The following is a 16,353-nucleotide window of genomic DNA, read 5'->3' as shown; positions in this document are numbered from 1 at the left end:
CTTGTACGTACATGCGTGTCGATAGTTTCCGTTAACGTCTTTCCATAGTCGATTGACGAACAATCAACTTAGGAGGAAATAATATTTCTTTATCGTTCGGAGTCGTAACGTTCTCTAATTGAGCAATAAGAAGATTAGCTGCGTGCTCACCTAGTCCTGATTTGGGATGTTCGATCGTCGTCAGCTTAATTTCTGTTGCCGTTGCTAAGAAAGAATCATCGTATCCGATGACGGATAAGTCCTCTGGGATTCGCAAACCCAAATCTCTGACCGTATCGAGCATAGATACCGCTAATTGATCGTTATAACAAACAATGGCCGTGGGTGGTTCATCCGACAGAAGGAGCTCCCGAAGCATTTGTTGTGGACGTTCGCTCTTATCCTCAGTCGAATATCTTACGATCTTCCCACCGTCAGGGGAAATATGATGTTCCCTGCAAGCACGGATAAACCCTTTCATCCGCCTAACCCCTTGTAAATCATCCGTCTTAAAAAAACCAGCAATTCGCTGATGTCCCAATTCGAGCACATAACTCGCAGCCATTAGACCACCAGCGTCGTCATCGACCCTGACGCTTGGACAATCTAAATCTGGATACGACTCATTAATCATCAGCATTGGAATTCCGTGATCCTCTATGGCTAGATAGTTATCAAAGTTAGGATTTCCTTCGGCGCTTTTGGTTGGCTCCACGATAAGTGCGCAAACAGAGTGGCTAAGCATAATTTCCAAGCACTCCCGCTCTCGATCCTTACGATTGTCAGTGCTAGAAAGCAGAAGTCGATAACCCTTATCCTTTAATGCTGCTTCTACTCCCCGAACAATGGAGGGAAAAATATAATCGGAAATAGAGGTCGTAATCAACCCTACAGTTCGGTTACCGGAAGAGATTCGGCGCTCTGCCGATTTCCTGTTCACAAAGGTTCCTTTTCCTTGCTCTCGTGCAAGCCAACCTTCTTGTACAAGCTCCCCTATCGATTGACGCACAGTTTGGCGGCTTAATGAAAATTGCTCTGCAAGTTCATTCTCAGATGGCAGCTTATCTCCCGGGCGATAGCGCCCGCTAGCAATCCATGACAAAATTTCTTCTTTCAACTGCAAATATTTCGGCGATTGAGAACTCATATCGGGCACCTCCAAGTCAAACGGCAACATCAAAATCATTAAGATCAGTATAGCACACGAGCAAACTTGTACGTACCTTTTCGAGCTTAAATCCTTTTAGTTGTATGGTACTATTTTAAGCTAAAGAAATCGTTGCTGAGTTTCAAACTATGCTATAGTTTCATTATCCAATTTTTGTGAGGGAGATATCTCTAATGAGCCAAATGATTTATACAACGGAATTCATCGATATTAGCGCCGATAGTGAAAAAAAGCATGTCCATATCGAGCTATCCAGCAGCGGTTACCGACCTAAGTACGTCTCACTATTCATCGACAATAGCCAGGAACTCGACCAAATTATTGATGCATTGCAAAAAGCGAAGGCCTATTTGAAGTGATTCGGAATCGCCAAAGCATTTTTTTGGCCTTCGTATCCTTTCCCAAGAAGGAATCCGGTAAGTTGCGAACAGTGGGGTTTCTGGGGGGGCCTTATGTAAAACCGTGTACGCCCCCTTACTCAGAGTAGGGTGTACACGTGTGTGACAACTGATCGAATCCGCATAAAACCAGAGAAACAACAACACGAGTCACACTGGTCCAGTATCCTCTAATGGCGGAATTAGCATAGCCTCGCGCAGCTCCTCCCGATCCAATAGCGGCTCCATATCCTCAATTGGACGGCCAACACCTAGCTTCGGATGAACTGCCGAATGCTTAGATATCTCAACCTCTACTACTACTGAGCCAACGGGATAGAGGAGAGGGTTCGATGCCAGAAGGGAGTCCAGCTCCCCCCCCAACTCGCAGCTCGAAAACCCGGAATCCCATATGCTACGGCCACCTTCACAAAATCTGGACAGCTATAACCGTCTACGGTTGAAGCCTGACGCCCATTAAAATAAACGTCCTGGAATTGACGAACCATTCCCAGCGAACGATTATTCAGAACCACGATCGTAATGGGCAGCTTCCAATGAACGAGGGTTTGTAGCTCTTGGATATTGACCTGCATCCCTCCGTCCCCCGCAATCATAACCATTCGCCTATCGGGCGCAGCGAATGCAGCACCAATGGCCGCAGGAAGACCAAAGCCCATCGCCCCTATCCCCCCAGCGTTTAACATTCGTGCTTCACCTCGAAGTAGAAATGACTGACTCGCCCACATCTGGTGTTGGCCAACGTCGAGACAAACGATCGTCTTATCGTCGACAACGCAATCTCCTAATGTTCCATCAGCCTATTCGGATCGATGGCTTCATCCGCCTGCTGCATTCCACCCGTTGGATACTTTTGCTTATAATCGGATAGCCGACCTTTCCAAGCTAGCCAATTCCCTTCCTGCTGAACCAAATCTGTTTTCCCGTGGATGTATCTTTCCCCGTGTCAACCAACGTTACCTTCCATGGATCCGTACACCTCTGGTGCATGTACATGCTACCCCCGTCTGCAAAGTCAAACGTTACGTCTGATTCATGCAAATAATAATGGGCGAAATATTCCTTAATAAGCACACCTTTATACCCGAGCGGAATAATAAACTCTTGAAACCCGTAATGGGAGTAATGCTTCATAATATGCCACAAAATCGGCTTATCCCCAATTTCGATTAGCGGCTTGGGCTTGATCGCCGTTTCTTCACTAATACGTGTGCCGTAGCCCCCTGCGAGAATGACTACCTTCATAGCATCTCCCCCTATCCAACCCCTCATAGCGGATTATCCGACAGATTGTCTTCTATTACATATGTCGCAAGGGATCGCAGGGTGTGGGACAGGGCGAAACAACAACAAAAAACCATTCTTAATAGAATGGCGAAAATACCGTTGATATTCCAAATCAAGTAACGTGTCCTTACCTCAATCAAACCAGCCTTTGCGCTTAAACCATATGTACATCCCGCCGCCAAGCACTAGCATGACACCAATTACAACGAAATAACCCGCGTTCCACTCCAACTCCGGCATATTAATAAAATTCATCCCATACACCCCGGCGATAAAGGTTAGTGGCATGAAAATCGTCGTTATAACGGTTAAGGTTTTCATGATGGCATTCATCCGGTTGGAGCGTAGAGAATCATAACTATCTCTAAGATCCGCTGTCATCTCTCGGTTCGACTCAATCATTTCCGTCAGCTTCAGCAAATGATCATAAATATCCATGAAGTAAGCAACTTGCTCCTTCAAAGCTGCGATTTTATCCGAGTTAATGATCCGATACAACAAGTCCCTCATTGGAATGACAGTACGCCTTATTCTTAGTAGATCAGAGCGAATGTCGTAAACCTGCTCTGTCAGCTCCTGAATATCCGCTTTATTTTCCCCTTGCGCCTCTAGCTCGTTTAATTGGTCTTCTATTTTATATACCGTTGGAAAATAGTTATCAACGAGCTTATCCATAAGCAAATAAGCGACGTAGTTATGGTCCTTCTTCTTATAAACGTCAGGAACGATAATTTTCCGCCAAGCCTCTTCCACTTCCTGCGAGGGAGAGAGATGGAAGGTGACAATTCCTCGTGGACCGAGAAAAAAATCGACTTCCTCCGCCTTAAGCGACTCTGGATGAAGAGAATGTAGCACAAAAAAATTCGTATCCTCATAATGATCTACTTTGGGTCGTTGAAGAAAATGCATGCAGTCCTCGATGGCTAGGGGATGAAAATTAAAATAGCTATCTAAGAGGTGAATTTCCTCGTCCGATGGACAATCGAAATCAACCCAAAACCATTTGATATTGTCGTTCATCAGGTTATTCAGAGGGACATCCTCTAATAATTCCAAATTTTCCGTTACCGCCATTATACGAAGCAAACGCCTCACCTCTATCGTTTATTATGCCTCGAATCGGAAGGAATTGGCAACTCTCAGCTATCTTTAACGTTGCTTATTTGTTCTTGGCAAGAATCTTATTCGCTTCTTCGCGGAATTTAGCCGCGCCTGCTTCGACTGTTGTCTTCTTGTACAGAATTTGTTCAGCAGTATGTTTCAGCAGCTTATTCACTTCAACAGCTCCAACTGGGTTCGGCGGATCCATCTGACTGCTGTTCTGTTCAACCCAAGCCACATAATCGAATACTTTGGCTTGATCAGGTGTTAAGCTAGGCTTCAACGCTTCCTTCACCTTGGAGGAGACAGGAACTCCACGTTCGCCCTTGATGATTTTGTTCGCTTCAATATCATTCACCCAGAAGCTAATGAATTTCGCTGCTTCTTCTTTAGCTTTAGAGTTTTTGGAGATGGAGAAGTACATGCTCGGCTTCAAGAATAACGCTTTGTTGTCGTTCCAGCCTGGTACAGGTAAAATTTCTAGCGGACGTTTCGCTACACTCGAAGAATGAATGAACTGGTTGGACCAACCCCATGTGCTAACCGCGTTACCCAGCTCAAACTCTCCATCTTCAGGAGTACCCTTCTTCTGAGCCAGCTTCTCAAGAGACAACAGACTACCATTGTCATACCATGATTCGTACATATTGTAGAAACTGATGAACGGCTTATCGTCGGCATAGCCTAGACTTCTGCCATCTGCAGCATACATATGCTGGCCTAGAGCTCTCAAATAGAACGGGAAGAATACATCATGTCGAAGATCTTGTGCCAGAATTTTACCTTGCGTCTTCATGATCGGGGCCAGCTTCGTGAAGTCATCCCAAGTCCAATCTTGGGTAGGCATCGTTCCACCCGCTTTTTCTAGCATCACTTTATCAACCACTGCGAGCAGAGCATTAGAGCCAAGATTCATAGCGAATAATTGGTCACCCATTCTACCACCGGACAATGAAGCCTCGCTAATGGAGCTAACATCCATTGCACCATTTTGAATAAACGGGGTTAAATCTTCAAGCTGACCATGTCCACCATACTGAGAGAGGTAAGAAATATCCATTTGGATAATATCGGGAAGGTTGCCTGCAGTCGCATTCGGAGCGAGCTTCTTCCAATGATCATCGAAGGATGCATATTCTGGTTCGATTGTAACGTGAGGATTAAGGGACTCATACAGCGCGATAACTTTCAATGTATAATCATGACGAGCTTGACCGCCCCACCAAGCGATTCGAAGAGTGACAGGGTCTTTCTTATCGCTAGCCGTTGCTGTTGGAGATGCTTGTCCCAAGCTGGCTGAAGGCGATTCTGCTGGCGATGAGTATGCCGTATCCTTCTTGTTGTTTGATACACATCCGATGATACTGATGACTAAAGCGAGCAAGACTAGTCCTGTTAGTGCTTTTTTCATTTTTGTATCCACCCCTGATCTATCAGCTGATTATAATTCTAACTTATCTTTAATTAGAATCAATACGTGATCCCTGATCGTGCATCCGAAACTGGGACACCCATTACCTAAAGCTCATAAATTGACACCTCATCCAGTCTCAGTTAAACTTAAACTAAATCTAATTTAAGGAATGATGGCGATGAGAAAAGCGGGTGCGATGACCGTACAACGCAAAACGATATACGATATTCTTACCGCCACCGATGATCATCCTACCGCCTCCGACATTATCGAAAGGCTTAAAGCCGGCGGGCATAACTTTGCTTATGCGACGGTTTACAATACACTTAAATATTTAACAGAAGAAGGTCTGATTCACGAGCTCAAGCTCGAAGGGGATGCTAGTCGTTACGATGCTCGAATAGATGATCATCAGCACATCGTCTGCACTTCTTGCGGCAAAGTCGATGAGGTATGCGTTCAACCGCCTTCTGAATGGCTTCTTGCTATTGCCCAACAAACCGGATATGAGATTACCGAGGAGCAGTTTCTGTTCAAAGGAGTGTGCGCAGAATGCAAGAACGCGAAGAAATCCGCCCATTAAAAGAAATAGCCGTCAGCAATGAAGGATTGATCTCGCCGATGGATATGAATGAGCTTGGTTATTGCGAAATTACAAACCGGATACTGATCATCAGCCCTCGTCCCGCATCTCTTCGTTCTCTCGTCGCAGTTCTTGCGGAGAAATGCTATGACGTTATTCTGCTTCATCATGCCGATGACCCCCTTCTCAGCATGGTACAAGGAAATATTATCGTCATTGACCGTACAGCACCGCTTCCTCAAGCTGTCACGGCTGCATGGCCTAGTGACGGATCATCACCTGTCCTTGCGCTTGTCAATGATGCCGAATCCGTTTCCTTGCTTGGAGAAGAATCAGTCACTTGGCCAGGGCCAATAGAGGAAGTCATTGCGAAAATCCAACAACTCTCCTTACAATATACTGTGCCTGTCGAAGAATCGCGTAATTATGTTTTCAAGGAAATCATTATTGATCCCGATCGCATGGCCGTCACTCGCAATGGTGTGAAGGTCGACTTAACCAAAACGGAGTACGATCTTCTTAGAACGATTATTGTCGCGGACGGGAAAGTCTTATCCAGGCAAGAGCTCATGAATAGCGTGTGGGGAGAGCAATACTTCGGAGGCAGCAACGCGGTCGATGTACACATCCGAAGCTTGCGAAGCAAATTGGAGGATGACCCGAAGGAGCCACGTTATATTGCGACCGTACGAGGTGTGGGGTATCGTCTCGCTGATTAATCTGAACCGATAGAAGGACCATCCATCTAAGCTGCCAGCTTGGGGGATGGTTCTTCTTTTCCACTTTTTATTTTTCACATGAATCATTCGATAAAATTGGGTGCAAAGTAAACCCATCCGTTAATTAAGGAGGGGCTTATCATGTCCAAGCAGCAAGGTCATGCAACCAAAAATACGCGAACGAAAACTTCGGATAAGAAGGGCAACAACAATTCAAGTAAAAACTAAACCAAAGGTGGGGGAGTAAAATGGCTGGAAGAAATAACAAACCGGACAACGACGGACCCGCTAGTAGCCCGAGCCAGCTCGGACAATTTGGAAGCAAACTCGCCGAAGATAATGAGGACGAGTTTCAAGCTGCTTTAGCGCAAGAGTGCGAGATCGCAGAGGAAGCCTGCACGATTGTTGAGGAACCCGACCACTAAGCGCTGAATGAAAATGTCACTTAGTTTAGTTTCGCATCGCATCGCATCGCTTTGACGCTATCCCTAACGCTCAGGAAACAAATTAGTTTTCTGAGCGAAGGGGATTTTTGCTTCTTCCCTTGATAAGTCCGCCACGCGGTCTTATCCCCAGCAATTTTGCGACTTTCGGTTAGATAAGTCCGCTACGCGGTCTTATCCCAGCAATTTTGCGACTTTCGGTTAGATAAGTCCGCCACGCGGTCTTATCCCAGCGATCTTGCGACTCCTGTGAACTAAGCCAGCCCTAATGTTATCAAACATAAAAAAAAGCCGCTCTCTCCCTTTTAACAAGGAGAACGAGCGGAGTGTGCTCAAAATCATTTATTGCTTCTAAGATAACATATTTCCGTATAATCAACAGCAAACAAATGCTTTAACTCTCCATTCGACTTAGTGCTCAGCGTTTTCTAAAAATCTCTCACAATCGAGCGCAGCCATACATCCTGTTCCTGCAGCGCTAATCGCTTGACGGTATTTGTTATCTTGAACATCGCCGCAAGCGAAAACGCCTGGGATATTCGTTTCTGTGGAGCCTGGGTTAACAATCAAATAGCCGGTTTCATCGGCATTCAATTGCCCGTCCAAGAAACGGGTATTCGGCGTATGTCCGATTGCAATGAATAAACCGTCCGTCGCAATCGTCTCTTCCAAGCCGGTTTCATTGTTCTTAACCTTCAGACCTGTAACACCCATCGGTCCACTTTCAACCTCAAGTGGAGTACGGTTTAGGCTCCAGCTGATTTTAGGATTGCTACGTGCGCGGTCCTGCATAATTTTCGATGCACGAAGCTCGCTACGACGGTTAACCAATACAACCTCAGATGCAAAACGCGTTAAGAAATGAGCTTCTTCCATTGCAGAATCTCCGCCACCAACAACGATAATTTTCTTGTTGCGGAAGAAAAATCCGTCGCAAGTCGCACAAGTGCTTACTCCGCGTCCAACGTTATCTTTTTCTCCTGGGATACCTAAATACTTCGCAGAAGCTCCGGTAGAAATAATAAGTGTTTCCGCCGTCAATTCGCCCATGCCTTCCACCTGCAAGGTGAACGGACGCTTAGACATATCTACGCTATTAACCCAGCCAGAACGGAATTCAGCTCCGAATCGCTCTGCTTGCTTTCGCATGTTCGCCATAAGCTCAGGTCCCATAATGCCCTCAGGGAATCCTGGGAAATTTTCCACTTCAGTTGTTGTCGTCAATTGACCACCTGGTTCAGGTCCCTCGATCACTAATGGATTCAAGTTCGCCCGTGCTAAGTAGATCGCTGCCGTTAATCCTGCAGGCCCTGTTCCGATAATAATTGTTTTATGCATGCTTATACACTTCCTCATCGTGTTCTAGTATAAAAAAATCATACCATTCATGCCCGAAAGCTGCATGAAGGTATGATGAATGTTAGATGAAGGTTTCATGAAGATGGAATGTTCTCTCCAACCCCACTAGTGCTCGGCAGCATTAACAAACCGTTCCAAGCCTTGCTTGAGGTTATCATATGCCCAATTCACATGTCCCTCATTCTCGTATTTACGATAAGCGCACTCTACAAATAGAATGAGGTCGAGGTACAGATCGTATAGCTTTCTTCGCGCAATTTGCGAGGGCTCTGTCGGGAACAAGCCGTATCCGCGCCTAAACGGCTCCGAAGGATTAAAGCGGCTGAAATAATGCTCCATTAAGGGATCTCCCCAAATTGCGCGCTCAAAATCGATAATTCCCGTTATTTTACCGTCCTTCACGAAGAAGTTCCCATCCCATAGATCCCAGTGAAGTAGTCTTGGCTCTTGGACATCATTCATTACATCCAGCCGCTGTTCAATAAGCTCTTCCAACTCGGAATACGATATAGGTAACGAAACCCCTGCATCTTTACCATCCTCAAGAACCCCTAAGATCATCCCACGAAAGGAGTCACGCCAGGATTGACCCGTAGGTTGAGTATAGAAACCGTAGCCCTCACCTTTAACATCATTGATCAACCGATTAAGCTCACCGAGCTCATGCTCAATCGTTTCCCGTGCCTCTTCAGTCAAGTCATCTTTAACTTGATTATATGGCGTACCTTCCAAGTGCTCCATGATGAAATACTCAGCAGGCAAAAGGGATAAGGATTGATCGTATGCAATAATATGCGGGATCGGCAATTGTTTAATCGACGACAGCTGCCGCATAGCCTGGACCTCTGTCTTCATTGTCTCGACCTCACAGCGCATAAATTGCGTGTTCACTGAGGGTCGAATCTTTAGAACAACCTTTCTTCCATCCTCTAGCTCGACCTTATACGCACTATTCGCCCAGCCATCTGAGAGCTCGGTATAAGAGTGAATAGAACAGCCTAATGCATCTTTAATAGCCTGATTAAGCTGGTATTTGTCTAGTTTTGTTTTATAAGCTCCTTCCATGGATAGGGACATGCTCCTTTCGTCCAATACGATCTGTCCGGAACGGACCAGCGGGTAAGCCACAGCCATTCACCAAATTCGCTTCGGGGTAGTTAGCCCATGCATATCTTACGTTGATGGGATTATGAAGGGTATCACTCCATACCCAAACTGTGTTCCCCTCAATACTCGCTGTCGCAGCAACGAAATCACTATCGTCGCCTGCAACCTGGAAGCCGATTAAGTCCCCATCTCTGGTTGCAAGTCCACCCTCACAACAATCAAACCGCAGGTTTACTTTGCCAGCCTCTACAGTCATATCTCGGAATACGGGTCCGGAGCTAACGACATCGTGCCTCCCATATACCGAACTTAGAGCCACTCGCGCCAATCGATCCCCTACTGGCTTCTTATCCAGCGGATGAATATCGTCCTTCTCACCACAGTCCAGAATGACTGACATTCCCGTGTTCGCTACCCTTTCGGTCACGATCCATTGTGATTCCCTTAACAGCGGCCACTCTTCTCCATCCGGTTTGCCATCGTGCGCGAAACCTGGAAGCTGTACGAATAAGAACGGCAGCTCCAGACTCCCCCAATCTTCTCGCCAGGTCCGTATCAAAGTAGCTAACAGCTTATCGTAAAGGGCTGGCTTATGCGCATCACTTTCTCCTTGATAGTAGATGAACCCTTTCACACCGTATGGAGCCGCTTTGCGAATCATTGTTCCATAAAGCCCCGTCGGTCTGTAGAAGCTTTGCTCATTTAGAGGGGGCCAAGGGTAATTACCTAACTCCTCGCCCTTTAAGCCCGCAGATTCCTTACGATTATACTCAGCCAATACCTCTTGATATTGCTTCTGTTCGATCACACGCGCTTCAAGAGTTGAGTTGTTTAAGCTGATCTTATAATCATCGATATAAGCTCGGAGCTCTGTATCCGCTACAAGTACCTCCTCAGGAATCCAGCAGGAAGCCGATGTTCCCCCCCAGTTACAGCCAACGATTCCAATAGGGATATTAAGCGAGTGTTCTAGCTCCTTCGCGTAATAATAACCTACCGCGGAAAATTCGCCCGCTGTTTCCGGGGAGCATATTTCCCATGCTGCATGATGCTCAAGTCCGTCTTCATAAGCAACTCTTGGCACATTGTAGAAACGGACTTTAGGAAGATCAGCCAAAGGGATTTCTAACTCGCCTCCCTTAGAATGCTTCAATCGCCATTCCATGTTAGACTGACCACCAGCTAGCCACACATCTCCGAACAGTACATCTTGAAACACAATCGATTCCTGACCGGATTCGACTGTTAATTCATAAGGACCTCCCGCTCCAAAGGCAGGAAGCTCAATCTTCCAATCTCCATCTGCAACAACTGAGTGCACGTGCGTCCCCTGACAGGATACCGTAACGGTTTCACCCTCGGTACCTTCCCCCCAGATGGGAACTACGCTATCCCTTTGCAGAACCATATGATCCGAGAAAATCTGATTAACCTTGAGCATCCTACTCATATGCAAGAACCTGCCTTTACGGTTTGTTCTTCTTATATCTCACAAAACAACACCCATGTCTATACTAAATCGTAAACACTTACCAGCTAAACGTATATTGTCCAGATCCTACGACGAGCACAACTGCGTTATCTCCTTGCTCAACAGAGCTTATACCTACTATTTGAATGAGAGAAGCCCCACTCTCTCTAACGGATTCTAGCACGGCTCCCGGAAGATGGATTTCCGCGGTTGTATTCACAGGAACGGTAACCTCCAGCTCCATCGCACCGTTATCTGTTTTTTTCCAATACGAGCGAATATCCCCATACATAGAATCCAATCGACCCTCTGCCCATGTTAGTCCTTCTCCGGGCTGTGGTCGGATCATTATTCGTTTATAGCCTACACCCTGTTCATCCGTATCAATCCCAGCGACAATACGGTATAGCCAATCGCCGATCGCCCCATAAGCGTAATGATTGAAGGAATTCATATCTTTACTCCAGAAGCTACCGTCCTCCTTGATCCCATCCCAATGCTCCCAGATCGTCGTCGCACCTTTCGTGACAGGGTACAACCAAGATGGATAGTCTTGTTGGAAAAGAAGCTTATACGCAGCATCATTATGGCCATTGTCACTTAGTGCTAGATTCAAATAGGGCGTTCCTACAAATCCCGTCGTCAAGTGATACTTGCTCTCTTCCAGCAGCTCTATCAATTTCGCTGCTGCCCGCTTCTTCGCGTTTCCTTCGAGTAATCCGAACGTTAACCCTAGTACTTGAGCTGTCTGCGTCGGAACCGACAAGCGGCCGGACGGGGTAACAAACTCCTCCGTAAATGCAGTGACGATTCGTTCGTATAGCTCTGCATACTCGTTGGCATCCTCTGTTTTCCCAAGAACCGATGCAGTCTTCTGGAGCAACGATGTCGAATACGCATAGAAAGCCGTCGCGATGTAATCCTTGTCAGTTGCACCAATATACGAATCCGGCTTGGAATCGAGTCCGAGCCAATCTCCGAATTGGAAGCCGGTATTCCACAAATACTCGTTGTCCCCCTGGCTACGGATATAATTCACCCAAGCCTGCATACTTTCATATTGCTCTTCCAATATGCGCTTATCCCCATAGCAAACATAGATCGTCCACGGACATATCACGGCTGCGTCACCCCAAGCGGAAGAAGAATACCCCTCCTTATCCAACACATGCGGAACAACGAATGGAACTCCCCCATCCTCGCGTTGATCTGCCGCTAGGTCACGATTCCATTTGGTGAAAAAAGGAGCAATGTTTTTCAAATACGCAGCTGTTCGGATGAACATCTGGGCATCGCCCGTCCAGCCAAGACGTTCATCCCGTTGCGGACAGTCCGTCGGTACGTCTAGGAAGTTCCCCTTCAGTCCCCATAAAATATTATGCTGCAACTGATTAATAAGCGGATCAGAGCACGAAAATTGTCCTGTTGAGGCCATATCCGAATGAAGAACGATACCCGTAAAATCCTCTAACCGAATCGCTTCGTCGAACCCGATCAACCGAATATATTGGAAGCCTTGGAAGGTGAAGCGAGGTTCATAGCATTCCGCTTCCCCTCCCTTCATCACATAACGGATTGTAACCTTTGCGGAACGCATATTATCGATATAGAAATTTCCATCCTTATCGAGAACTTCCGCATGATGAATCTCAACCTCTCTTCCGGACACCCCTTTTACTGAAAAGCGAACCCAGCCGACCATATTTTGTCCGAAGTCCAGCACCGTTTCACCTTTAGGTGTCTTAATGATCGCTATCGGTTGTATCTCTTCTATTTTCTTGACTGCCTCATTCTCTTGAGCAATTAGAGGCGCATTGGACTGTTGAATAATCTCCACTGAATCCCAACCATTATCATCGAATCCTATCGTGCTCCAACCATTCAACTCCAACCTAGCATCATAAGTCTCACCGTGATAGAGCTCCGACATTAAGATCGGACTTCCCGCCGTTCGCCAGCTTCCATCTGATAAGACGACATCTTCCGTTCCATCTTCGTATTCGATGTGCATTTCCAGGAACAGAGCCCGCCGATCGCCGTATATGCTGTGATTCCCTTCCCAGACAAGATTACCTTTGTACCATCCATTGCCTAGCACAGCCCCAATGACGTTCGCTCCACTGACGATCTGATCTGTAATGTCATAGGTTTGTACTTGCAGTCTATGCTTATAGCTGGTCCATCCCGGAGTGAAATAGCTGTCACCCACACGAGTACCATTAAGCTCAAGCTCATAGAGACCTAAAGCAGATGCATAAATTCGTGCCCGCTTCATTCCGTCCTTAACCGTAAAACCCTTCCGAAGCAAAGGGCATTGTTCTGACTCAGGCTTCCCTTCCACAGAGGCCACACTGATCCACTCCGCCAGCCATTCCTCTGTTTCCAGTACCCCCATTTCCCAATAAGCTAGCTCCGACCACGATGAGCCTTCTCCGTTCTGATTCCAGCTTCTGACCCGATAGTGGTAGCGTTTGCGAGATTCAACGCTCAACCCCTCTAAATCCACATGAACAGACTGATCGGAAATCACCTTCCCCGAACTCCACAAGTTCTTCTCAAAGCTTGCATCCTCAGCAACCTCAATCTCATAAGCGGATTGCATGACAGCTCTTTCGTCGGATTCTAGCTTCCAGCTTATGCGGGGGTGCCTAACATCAATACCTATCGGGTTGATCTTATACTCACAGCGTAAATCTATAACGTTCAACATGTTTCAATAAGCTCCTCTCAGAATACAATCTTTTGTTTCCTATGATATAATGGAGCCGACTTTTATTATTGCGGTATAACGGACAGTTTATATCGGTTAAACAGACATTATTGTCTCGATAGGAAGGAGCTCCAAATGAAAAGATCTAATGAAACTTTAAAGGGTGAAGGTCTTTTTCATGATGATTTACTTCTATACATTAATCGCGTAACAGAAAACTTCACAGCCCCAGTCCATGATCACGACTTCATCGAGTTTGCTTACATTGCTGAAGGCAATGGCTTCCACCATATCAATAACGATGTCCACGAGGTGCGGAAAGGTCAAATCTTCTTCATCCCGATAGGAATTCCTCATGTTTTCCGTCCTGTATCCACCGACAGCAATAAACATTCGCTTATCGTCTATAACTGCATATTCCCCCCTCAACTCCTATTAAAGCTAAGTGGTTTCACTTCGGATCATAAGATCAAGCTTCTAATTTCAGCTATTCATGAAGGAAATATGACTTACTTCTACCTCACCGATCCAAGTGATACGATCGAGAAGCTCTTCCTAACGCTGCACCGTGAATATGCATTGCCTAGAGAAGGCTCAACCGAATTTTTAAATACGTTGCTTTTACAGCTACTTATCCTCATTCATCGGTTGAAGCAGCAGCCTGAATCCAATTCGACTCGTCAACTTACCCAATTCGATCATCTACTCACTTACATGGAACAGAATCTGTCCCAAGAGCTGTCGCTAAAGCATCTATCGGCAATCAGCCGCTGGAGTGAACGGCATCTTCAGCGCTTATTCGCACGGTACACTGAGCAATCCTTCGTCAGCTTTCTTCAATCGCTACGTGTTCAGAAGAGCTGTGAGTTATTAAGGAATACTCCTTTCAAAATTAGCGCCATTGCCGAAATGGTCGGATACAAAGACATTTCTTCATTTCTTGCCGTTTTCAAGCGCGTAGCCGGGATGACACCAAGCGAATTCCGAAAATCCTCAACTTAACCCCTATCTCTTTACTGATTGTCATGCATAACCCATCCCATGTTGAACATAATAGGAAAACCGCTATTGTAGCCACAATTTTCCTTAGTCGACAAAATGGAGTTGAAAGTTCATGGGTTCCGGATCCGCACAACATCGAAATCATATCAACCTCTTTCGAGAAGCTTTGGGGCAAAGTCCGGATTTAATCATCAGAGAAATGAAAATCTCCAACACTGTACCGGCTGCCATCTTATATATGGATGGATTAGTAGATGTCCAATCTCTTCATGATTTCGTTATCAAGCCCTTGATGTCTGTAAAGTTTAAGGATCTTAACGTTGTGTTACCTTCCAAACAAAATCTGTTGGAGCTCCTAGTTGAAGAAGTCTTGGGGGCCGGAGAAATGGAGATTTCGGGCAACTCCGAAGAGCTGATCAAGCACCTCTTGTCGGGGAACGCGATCTTGCTGCTTGAGGAAAAAAGGGATTGCATCCGCATTAAAGTGGCCGGCTTGGAGGAAAGAAACGTCACGGAGCCTCTCACACAATCGGTCGTCAGAGGCCCGATGGAAGCTTTTACGGAAAATTCCCAGACGAACATCGCGTTAATCCGGCGTAAAATCAAAGACCCCAACCTCTGGCTCGAATCCTCCTCCATAGGGAACGTAACCCAAACAAAAGTATCCATTTTGTATATCTCTTCTATAGCTAGCGACAAAGTCTTGAATGAAGTTAGAGCGCGTCTGAAAAAGATCAATATCGACGGCATACTCGAGAGCGGATATATCGAGGAGTTTATTCAAGATAAAACCTACACGCCCTTCCCTACGGTCTATAACAGCGAACGGCCCGATACAATCGCTGCAGGGTTGCTCGAGGGCAGAGTGGCCATTGTTGTCGACGGAACTCCGTTCGTACTGCTCGTTCCCGGTCTATTCATTCACTTCTTCCAGTCATCAGAAGACTATGCCCAACGGTCCGACATCAGTAGCCTTATCCGGCTCATGAGGTATTTAGCCTTCTGTATCGCCCTATTCGCACCTTCCTTGTATATCGCCATTACGACTTTCCATCAGGAGATGCTCCCTACGAGCTTGCTCATTAATTTGGCTTCTCAACGGGAAGGCGTGCCCTTCCCCGCCTTCATTGAGGCGTTGCTCATGGAAGTCACTTATGAGATCTTACGCGAAGCAGGGGTGCGGATGCCGAGAACGGTAGGACAGGCTGTATCCATTGTTGGCACCCTCGTCATTGGCCAAGCTGCCGTACAAGCCGGTATCATATCCGCCGTGATGGTCATTATCGTTTCCATCACTGCCATATCCAGCTATGTGATGCCCTCCGGAAGCATGTCTATCTCGGTACGGATGCTTCGCTTTATTTTCATGGGCCTAGCCGCTTCCTTTGGCATTTTCGGAATCTTGATCGGAATATTCGGGCTCATCTTCCATCTCTGCAATTTGAGTTCTTTCGGGATCCCTTATATGTCGCCACTTGCCCCCTTCATTGCACAAGATCAAAAGGATACTCTGTTCCGGTTACCATGGCCGCGCCTATTGACAAGGCCGCTCTTAGTAAATAAGAAAAATATCAAAAGACAAAAACAAGTCAAATAGCAAAGGAAACAGCCC

General features: G+C 46.3%; 14 protein-coding genes and 1 pseudogene. 6 read left to right on the top strand and 9 right to left on the bottom strand.

The genetic code is table 11. The annotated features are described in order from the left end of the window. Nucleotides 1-31: 31 nt before the first annotated feature. A complete protein-coding gene (locus M1K58_RS11270) occupies nucleotides 32-1,126 on the bottom strand; it encodes a GntR family transcriptional regulator (protein WP_256758946.1) in 1,095 nt (364 codons plus the stop codon). A gap of 194 nt (nucleotides 1,127-1,320) precedes the next feature. On the opposite strand from M1K58_RS11270, the gene M1K58_RS11265 reads away from it, so the two are divergent. Then, entirely contained in the window at nucleotides 1,321-1,506 is a 186-nt protein-coding gene (locus tag M1K58_RS11265; protein ID WP_256758945.1) for a hypothetical protein, read from the top strand. A 338-nt stretch (nucleotides 1,507-1,844) separates the two neighbouring features. Here M1K58_RS11265 and M1K58_RS11260 read toward each other — a convergent pair whose 3' ends face one another. The 4 genes and pseudogenes from M1K58_RS11260 to M1K58_RS11245 form a co-directional block, all read right to left on the bottom strand. Next, nucleotides 1,845-2,303, bottom strand: coding sequence for a thiamine pyrophosphate-dependent enzyme (locus M1K58_RS11260; protein WP_256759039.1), 459 nt, complete (start codon nucleotides 2,301-2,303; stop codon nucleotides 1,845-1,847). Between the two features lie 130 nt (nucleotides 2,304-2,433). Beyond that, a pseudogene (locus tag M1K58_RS11255) lies at nucleotides 2,434-2,790 on the bottom strand (sugar phosphate nucleotidyltransferase); the annotation flags it as partial. A 174-nt stretch (nucleotides 2,791-2,964) separates the two neighbouring features. Further along, entirely contained in the window at nucleotides 2,965-3,918 is a 954-nt protein-coding gene (gene corA, locus M1K58_RS11250) for a magnesium/cobalt transporter CorA (RefSeq protein ID WP_256758944.1), read from the bottom strand. A 73-nt stretch (nucleotides 3,919-3,991) separates the two neighbouring features. Next, nucleotides 3,992-5,344, bottom strand: coding sequence for an ABC transporter substrate-binding protein (locus tag M1K58_RS11245; protein WP_256758943.1), 1,353 nt, complete (start codon nucleotides 5,342-5,344; stop codon nucleotides 3,992-3,994). Between the two features lie 181 nt (nucleotides 5,345-5,525). On the opposite strand from M1K58_RS11245, the gene M1K58_RS11240 reads away from it, so the two are divergent. From M1K58_RS11240 to M1K58_RS11230, 3 genes are all read left to right on the top strand, one after another. Beyond that, the gene (locus tag M1K58_RS11240) at nucleotides 5,526-5,930 is read left to right on the top strand and encodes a Fur family transcriptional regulator (protein ID WP_256758942.1); all 405 of its coding nucleotides are present in this window, start codon (nucleotides 5,526-5,528) and stop codon (nucleotides 5,928-5,930) included. Then, nucleotides 5,900-6,649 (top strand): winged helix-turn-helix transcriptional regulator, encoded by a 750-nt coding sequence (locus M1K58_RS11235; RefSeq protein ID WP_256758941.1) that lies wholly within the window; start codon nucleotides 5,900-5,902, stop codon nucleotides 6,647-6,649. The genes M1K58_RS11240 and M1K58_RS11235 overlap by 31 nt, the downstream gene beginning before the upstream one ends. 248 nt (nucleotides 6,650-6,897) lie before the next feature. Then, nucleotides 6,898-7,074, top strand: coding sequence for a hypothetical protein (locus M1K58_RS11230; RefSeq protein WP_256758940.1), 177 nt, complete (start codon nucleotides 6,898-6,900; stop codon nucleotides 7,072-7,074). A 429-nt stretch (nucleotides 7,075-7,503) separates the two neighbouring features. Here M1K58_RS11230 and trxB read toward each other — a convergent pair whose 3' ends face one another. From trxB to M1K58_RS11210, 4 genes are all read right to left on the bottom strand, one after another. Beyond that, nucleotides 7,504-8,430: a thioredoxin-disulfide reductase gene (trxB, locus tag M1K58_RS11225; RefSeq protein ID WP_256758939.1), complete on the bottom strand. Its 927-nt coding sequence runs from the start codon at nucleotides 8,428-8,430 to the stop codon at nucleotides 7,504-7,506. A 126-nt stretch (nucleotides 8,431-8,556) separates the two neighbouring features. Further along, a complete protein-coding gene (locus M1K58_RS11220; RefSeq protein WP_256758938.1) occupies nucleotides 8,557-9,516 on the bottom strand; it encodes a phosphotransferase family protein in 960 nt (319 codons plus the stop codon). Next, nucleotides 9,500-11,008, bottom strand: coding sequence for a sialate O-acetylesterase (locus M1K58_RS11215; RefSeq protein WP_256758937.1), 1,509 nt, complete (start codon nucleotides 11,006-11,008; stop codon nucleotides 9,500-9,502). The genes M1K58_RS11220 and M1K58_RS11215 overlap by 17 nt, the downstream gene beginning before the upstream one ends. A gap of 79 nt (nucleotides 11,009-11,087) precedes the next feature. Next, nucleotides 11,088-13,739, bottom strand: a complete 2,652-nt coding sequence (locus M1K58_RS11210; protein ID WP_256758936.1) for a family 78 glycoside hydrolase catalytic domain — start codon at nucleotides 13,737-13,739, stop codon at nucleotides 11,088-11,090. A gap of 135 nt (nucleotides 13,740-13,874) precedes the next feature. On the opposite strand from M1K58_RS11210, the gene M1K58_RS11205 reads away from it, so the two are divergent. Together M1K58_RS11205 and M1K58_RS11200 are read left to right on the top strand one after the other, a co-directional pair. Next, nucleotides 13,875-14,741 (top strand): AraC family transcriptional regulator, encoded by an 867-nt coding sequence (locus M1K58_RS11205; RefSeq protein ID WP_256758935.1) that lies wholly within the window; start codon nucleotides 13,875-13,877, stop codon nucleotides 14,739-14,741. Between the two features lie 112 nt (nucleotides 14,742-14,853). Continuing rightward, a complete protein-coding gene (locus M1K58_RS11200; protein WP_256758934.1) occupies nucleotides 14,854-16,338 on the top strand; it encodes a spore germination protein in 1,485 nt (494 codons plus the stop codon). The last annotated feature ends 15 nt before the right edge of the window (nucleotides 16,339-16,353 follow it).

The sequence above is a fragment of the Cohnella sp. WQ 127256 genome (assembly GCF_024519285.1).
GTDB lineage: Bacteria > Bacillota > Bacilli > Paenibacillales > Paenibacillaceae > Cohnella.
Note: the sequence above shows the minus strand (reverse complement) of the source record. Positions and strands in the feature narration are given on the sequence as shown.

Bases quoted from the DNA above. Each gene is read 5' to 3' on its own strand.
- M1K58_RS11270 (WP_256758946.1), bottom strand. From the start codon at position 1,126: ATGAGTTCTCAATCGCCGAAATATTTGCAGTTGAAAGAAGAAATTTTG.
- M1K58_RS11265 (WP_256758945.1), top strand. From the start codon at position 1,321: ATGAGCCAAATGATTTATACAACGGAATTCATCGATATTAGCGCCGAT.
- M1K58_RS11245 (WP_256758943.1), bottom strand. From the start codon at position 5,344: ATGAAAAAAGCACTAACAGGACTAGTCTTGCTCGCTTTAGTCATCAGT.
- M1K58_RS11240 (WP_256758942.1), top strand. From the start codon at position 5,526: ATGAGAAAAGCGGGTGCGATGACCGTACAACGCAAAACGATATACGAT.
- M1K58_RS11235 (WP_256758941.1), top strand. From the start codon at position 5,900: ATGCAAGAACGCGAAGAAATCCGCCCATTAAAAGAAATAGCCGTCAGC.
- M1K58_RS11230 (WP_256758940.1), top strand. From the start codon at position 6,898: ATGGCTGGAAGAAATAACAAACCGGACAACGACGGACCCGCTAGTAGC.
- trxB (WP_256758939.1), bottom strand. From the start codon at position 8,430: ATGCATAAAACAATTATTATCGGAACAGGGCCTGCAGGATTAACGGCA.
- M1K58_RS11220 (WP_256758938.1), bottom strand. From the start codon at position 9,516: ATGGAAGGAGCTTATAAAACAAAACTAGACAAATACCAGCTTAATCAG.
- M1K58_RS11215 (WP_256758937.1), bottom strand. From the start codon at position 11,008: ATGAGTAGGATGCTCAAGGTTAATCAGATTTTCTCGGATCATATGGTT.
- M1K58_RS11210 (WP_256758936.1), bottom strand. From the start codon at position 13,739: ATGTTGAACGTTATAGATTTACGCTGTGAGTATAAGATCAACCCGATA.
- M1K58_RS11205 (WP_256758935.1), top strand. From the start codon at position 13,875: ATGAAAAGATCTAATGAAACTTTAAAGGGTGAAGGTCTTTTTCATGAT.
- M1K58_RS11200 (WP_256758934.1), top strand. From the start codon at position 14,854: ATGGGTTCCGGATCCGCACAACATCGAAATCATATCAACCTCTTTCGA.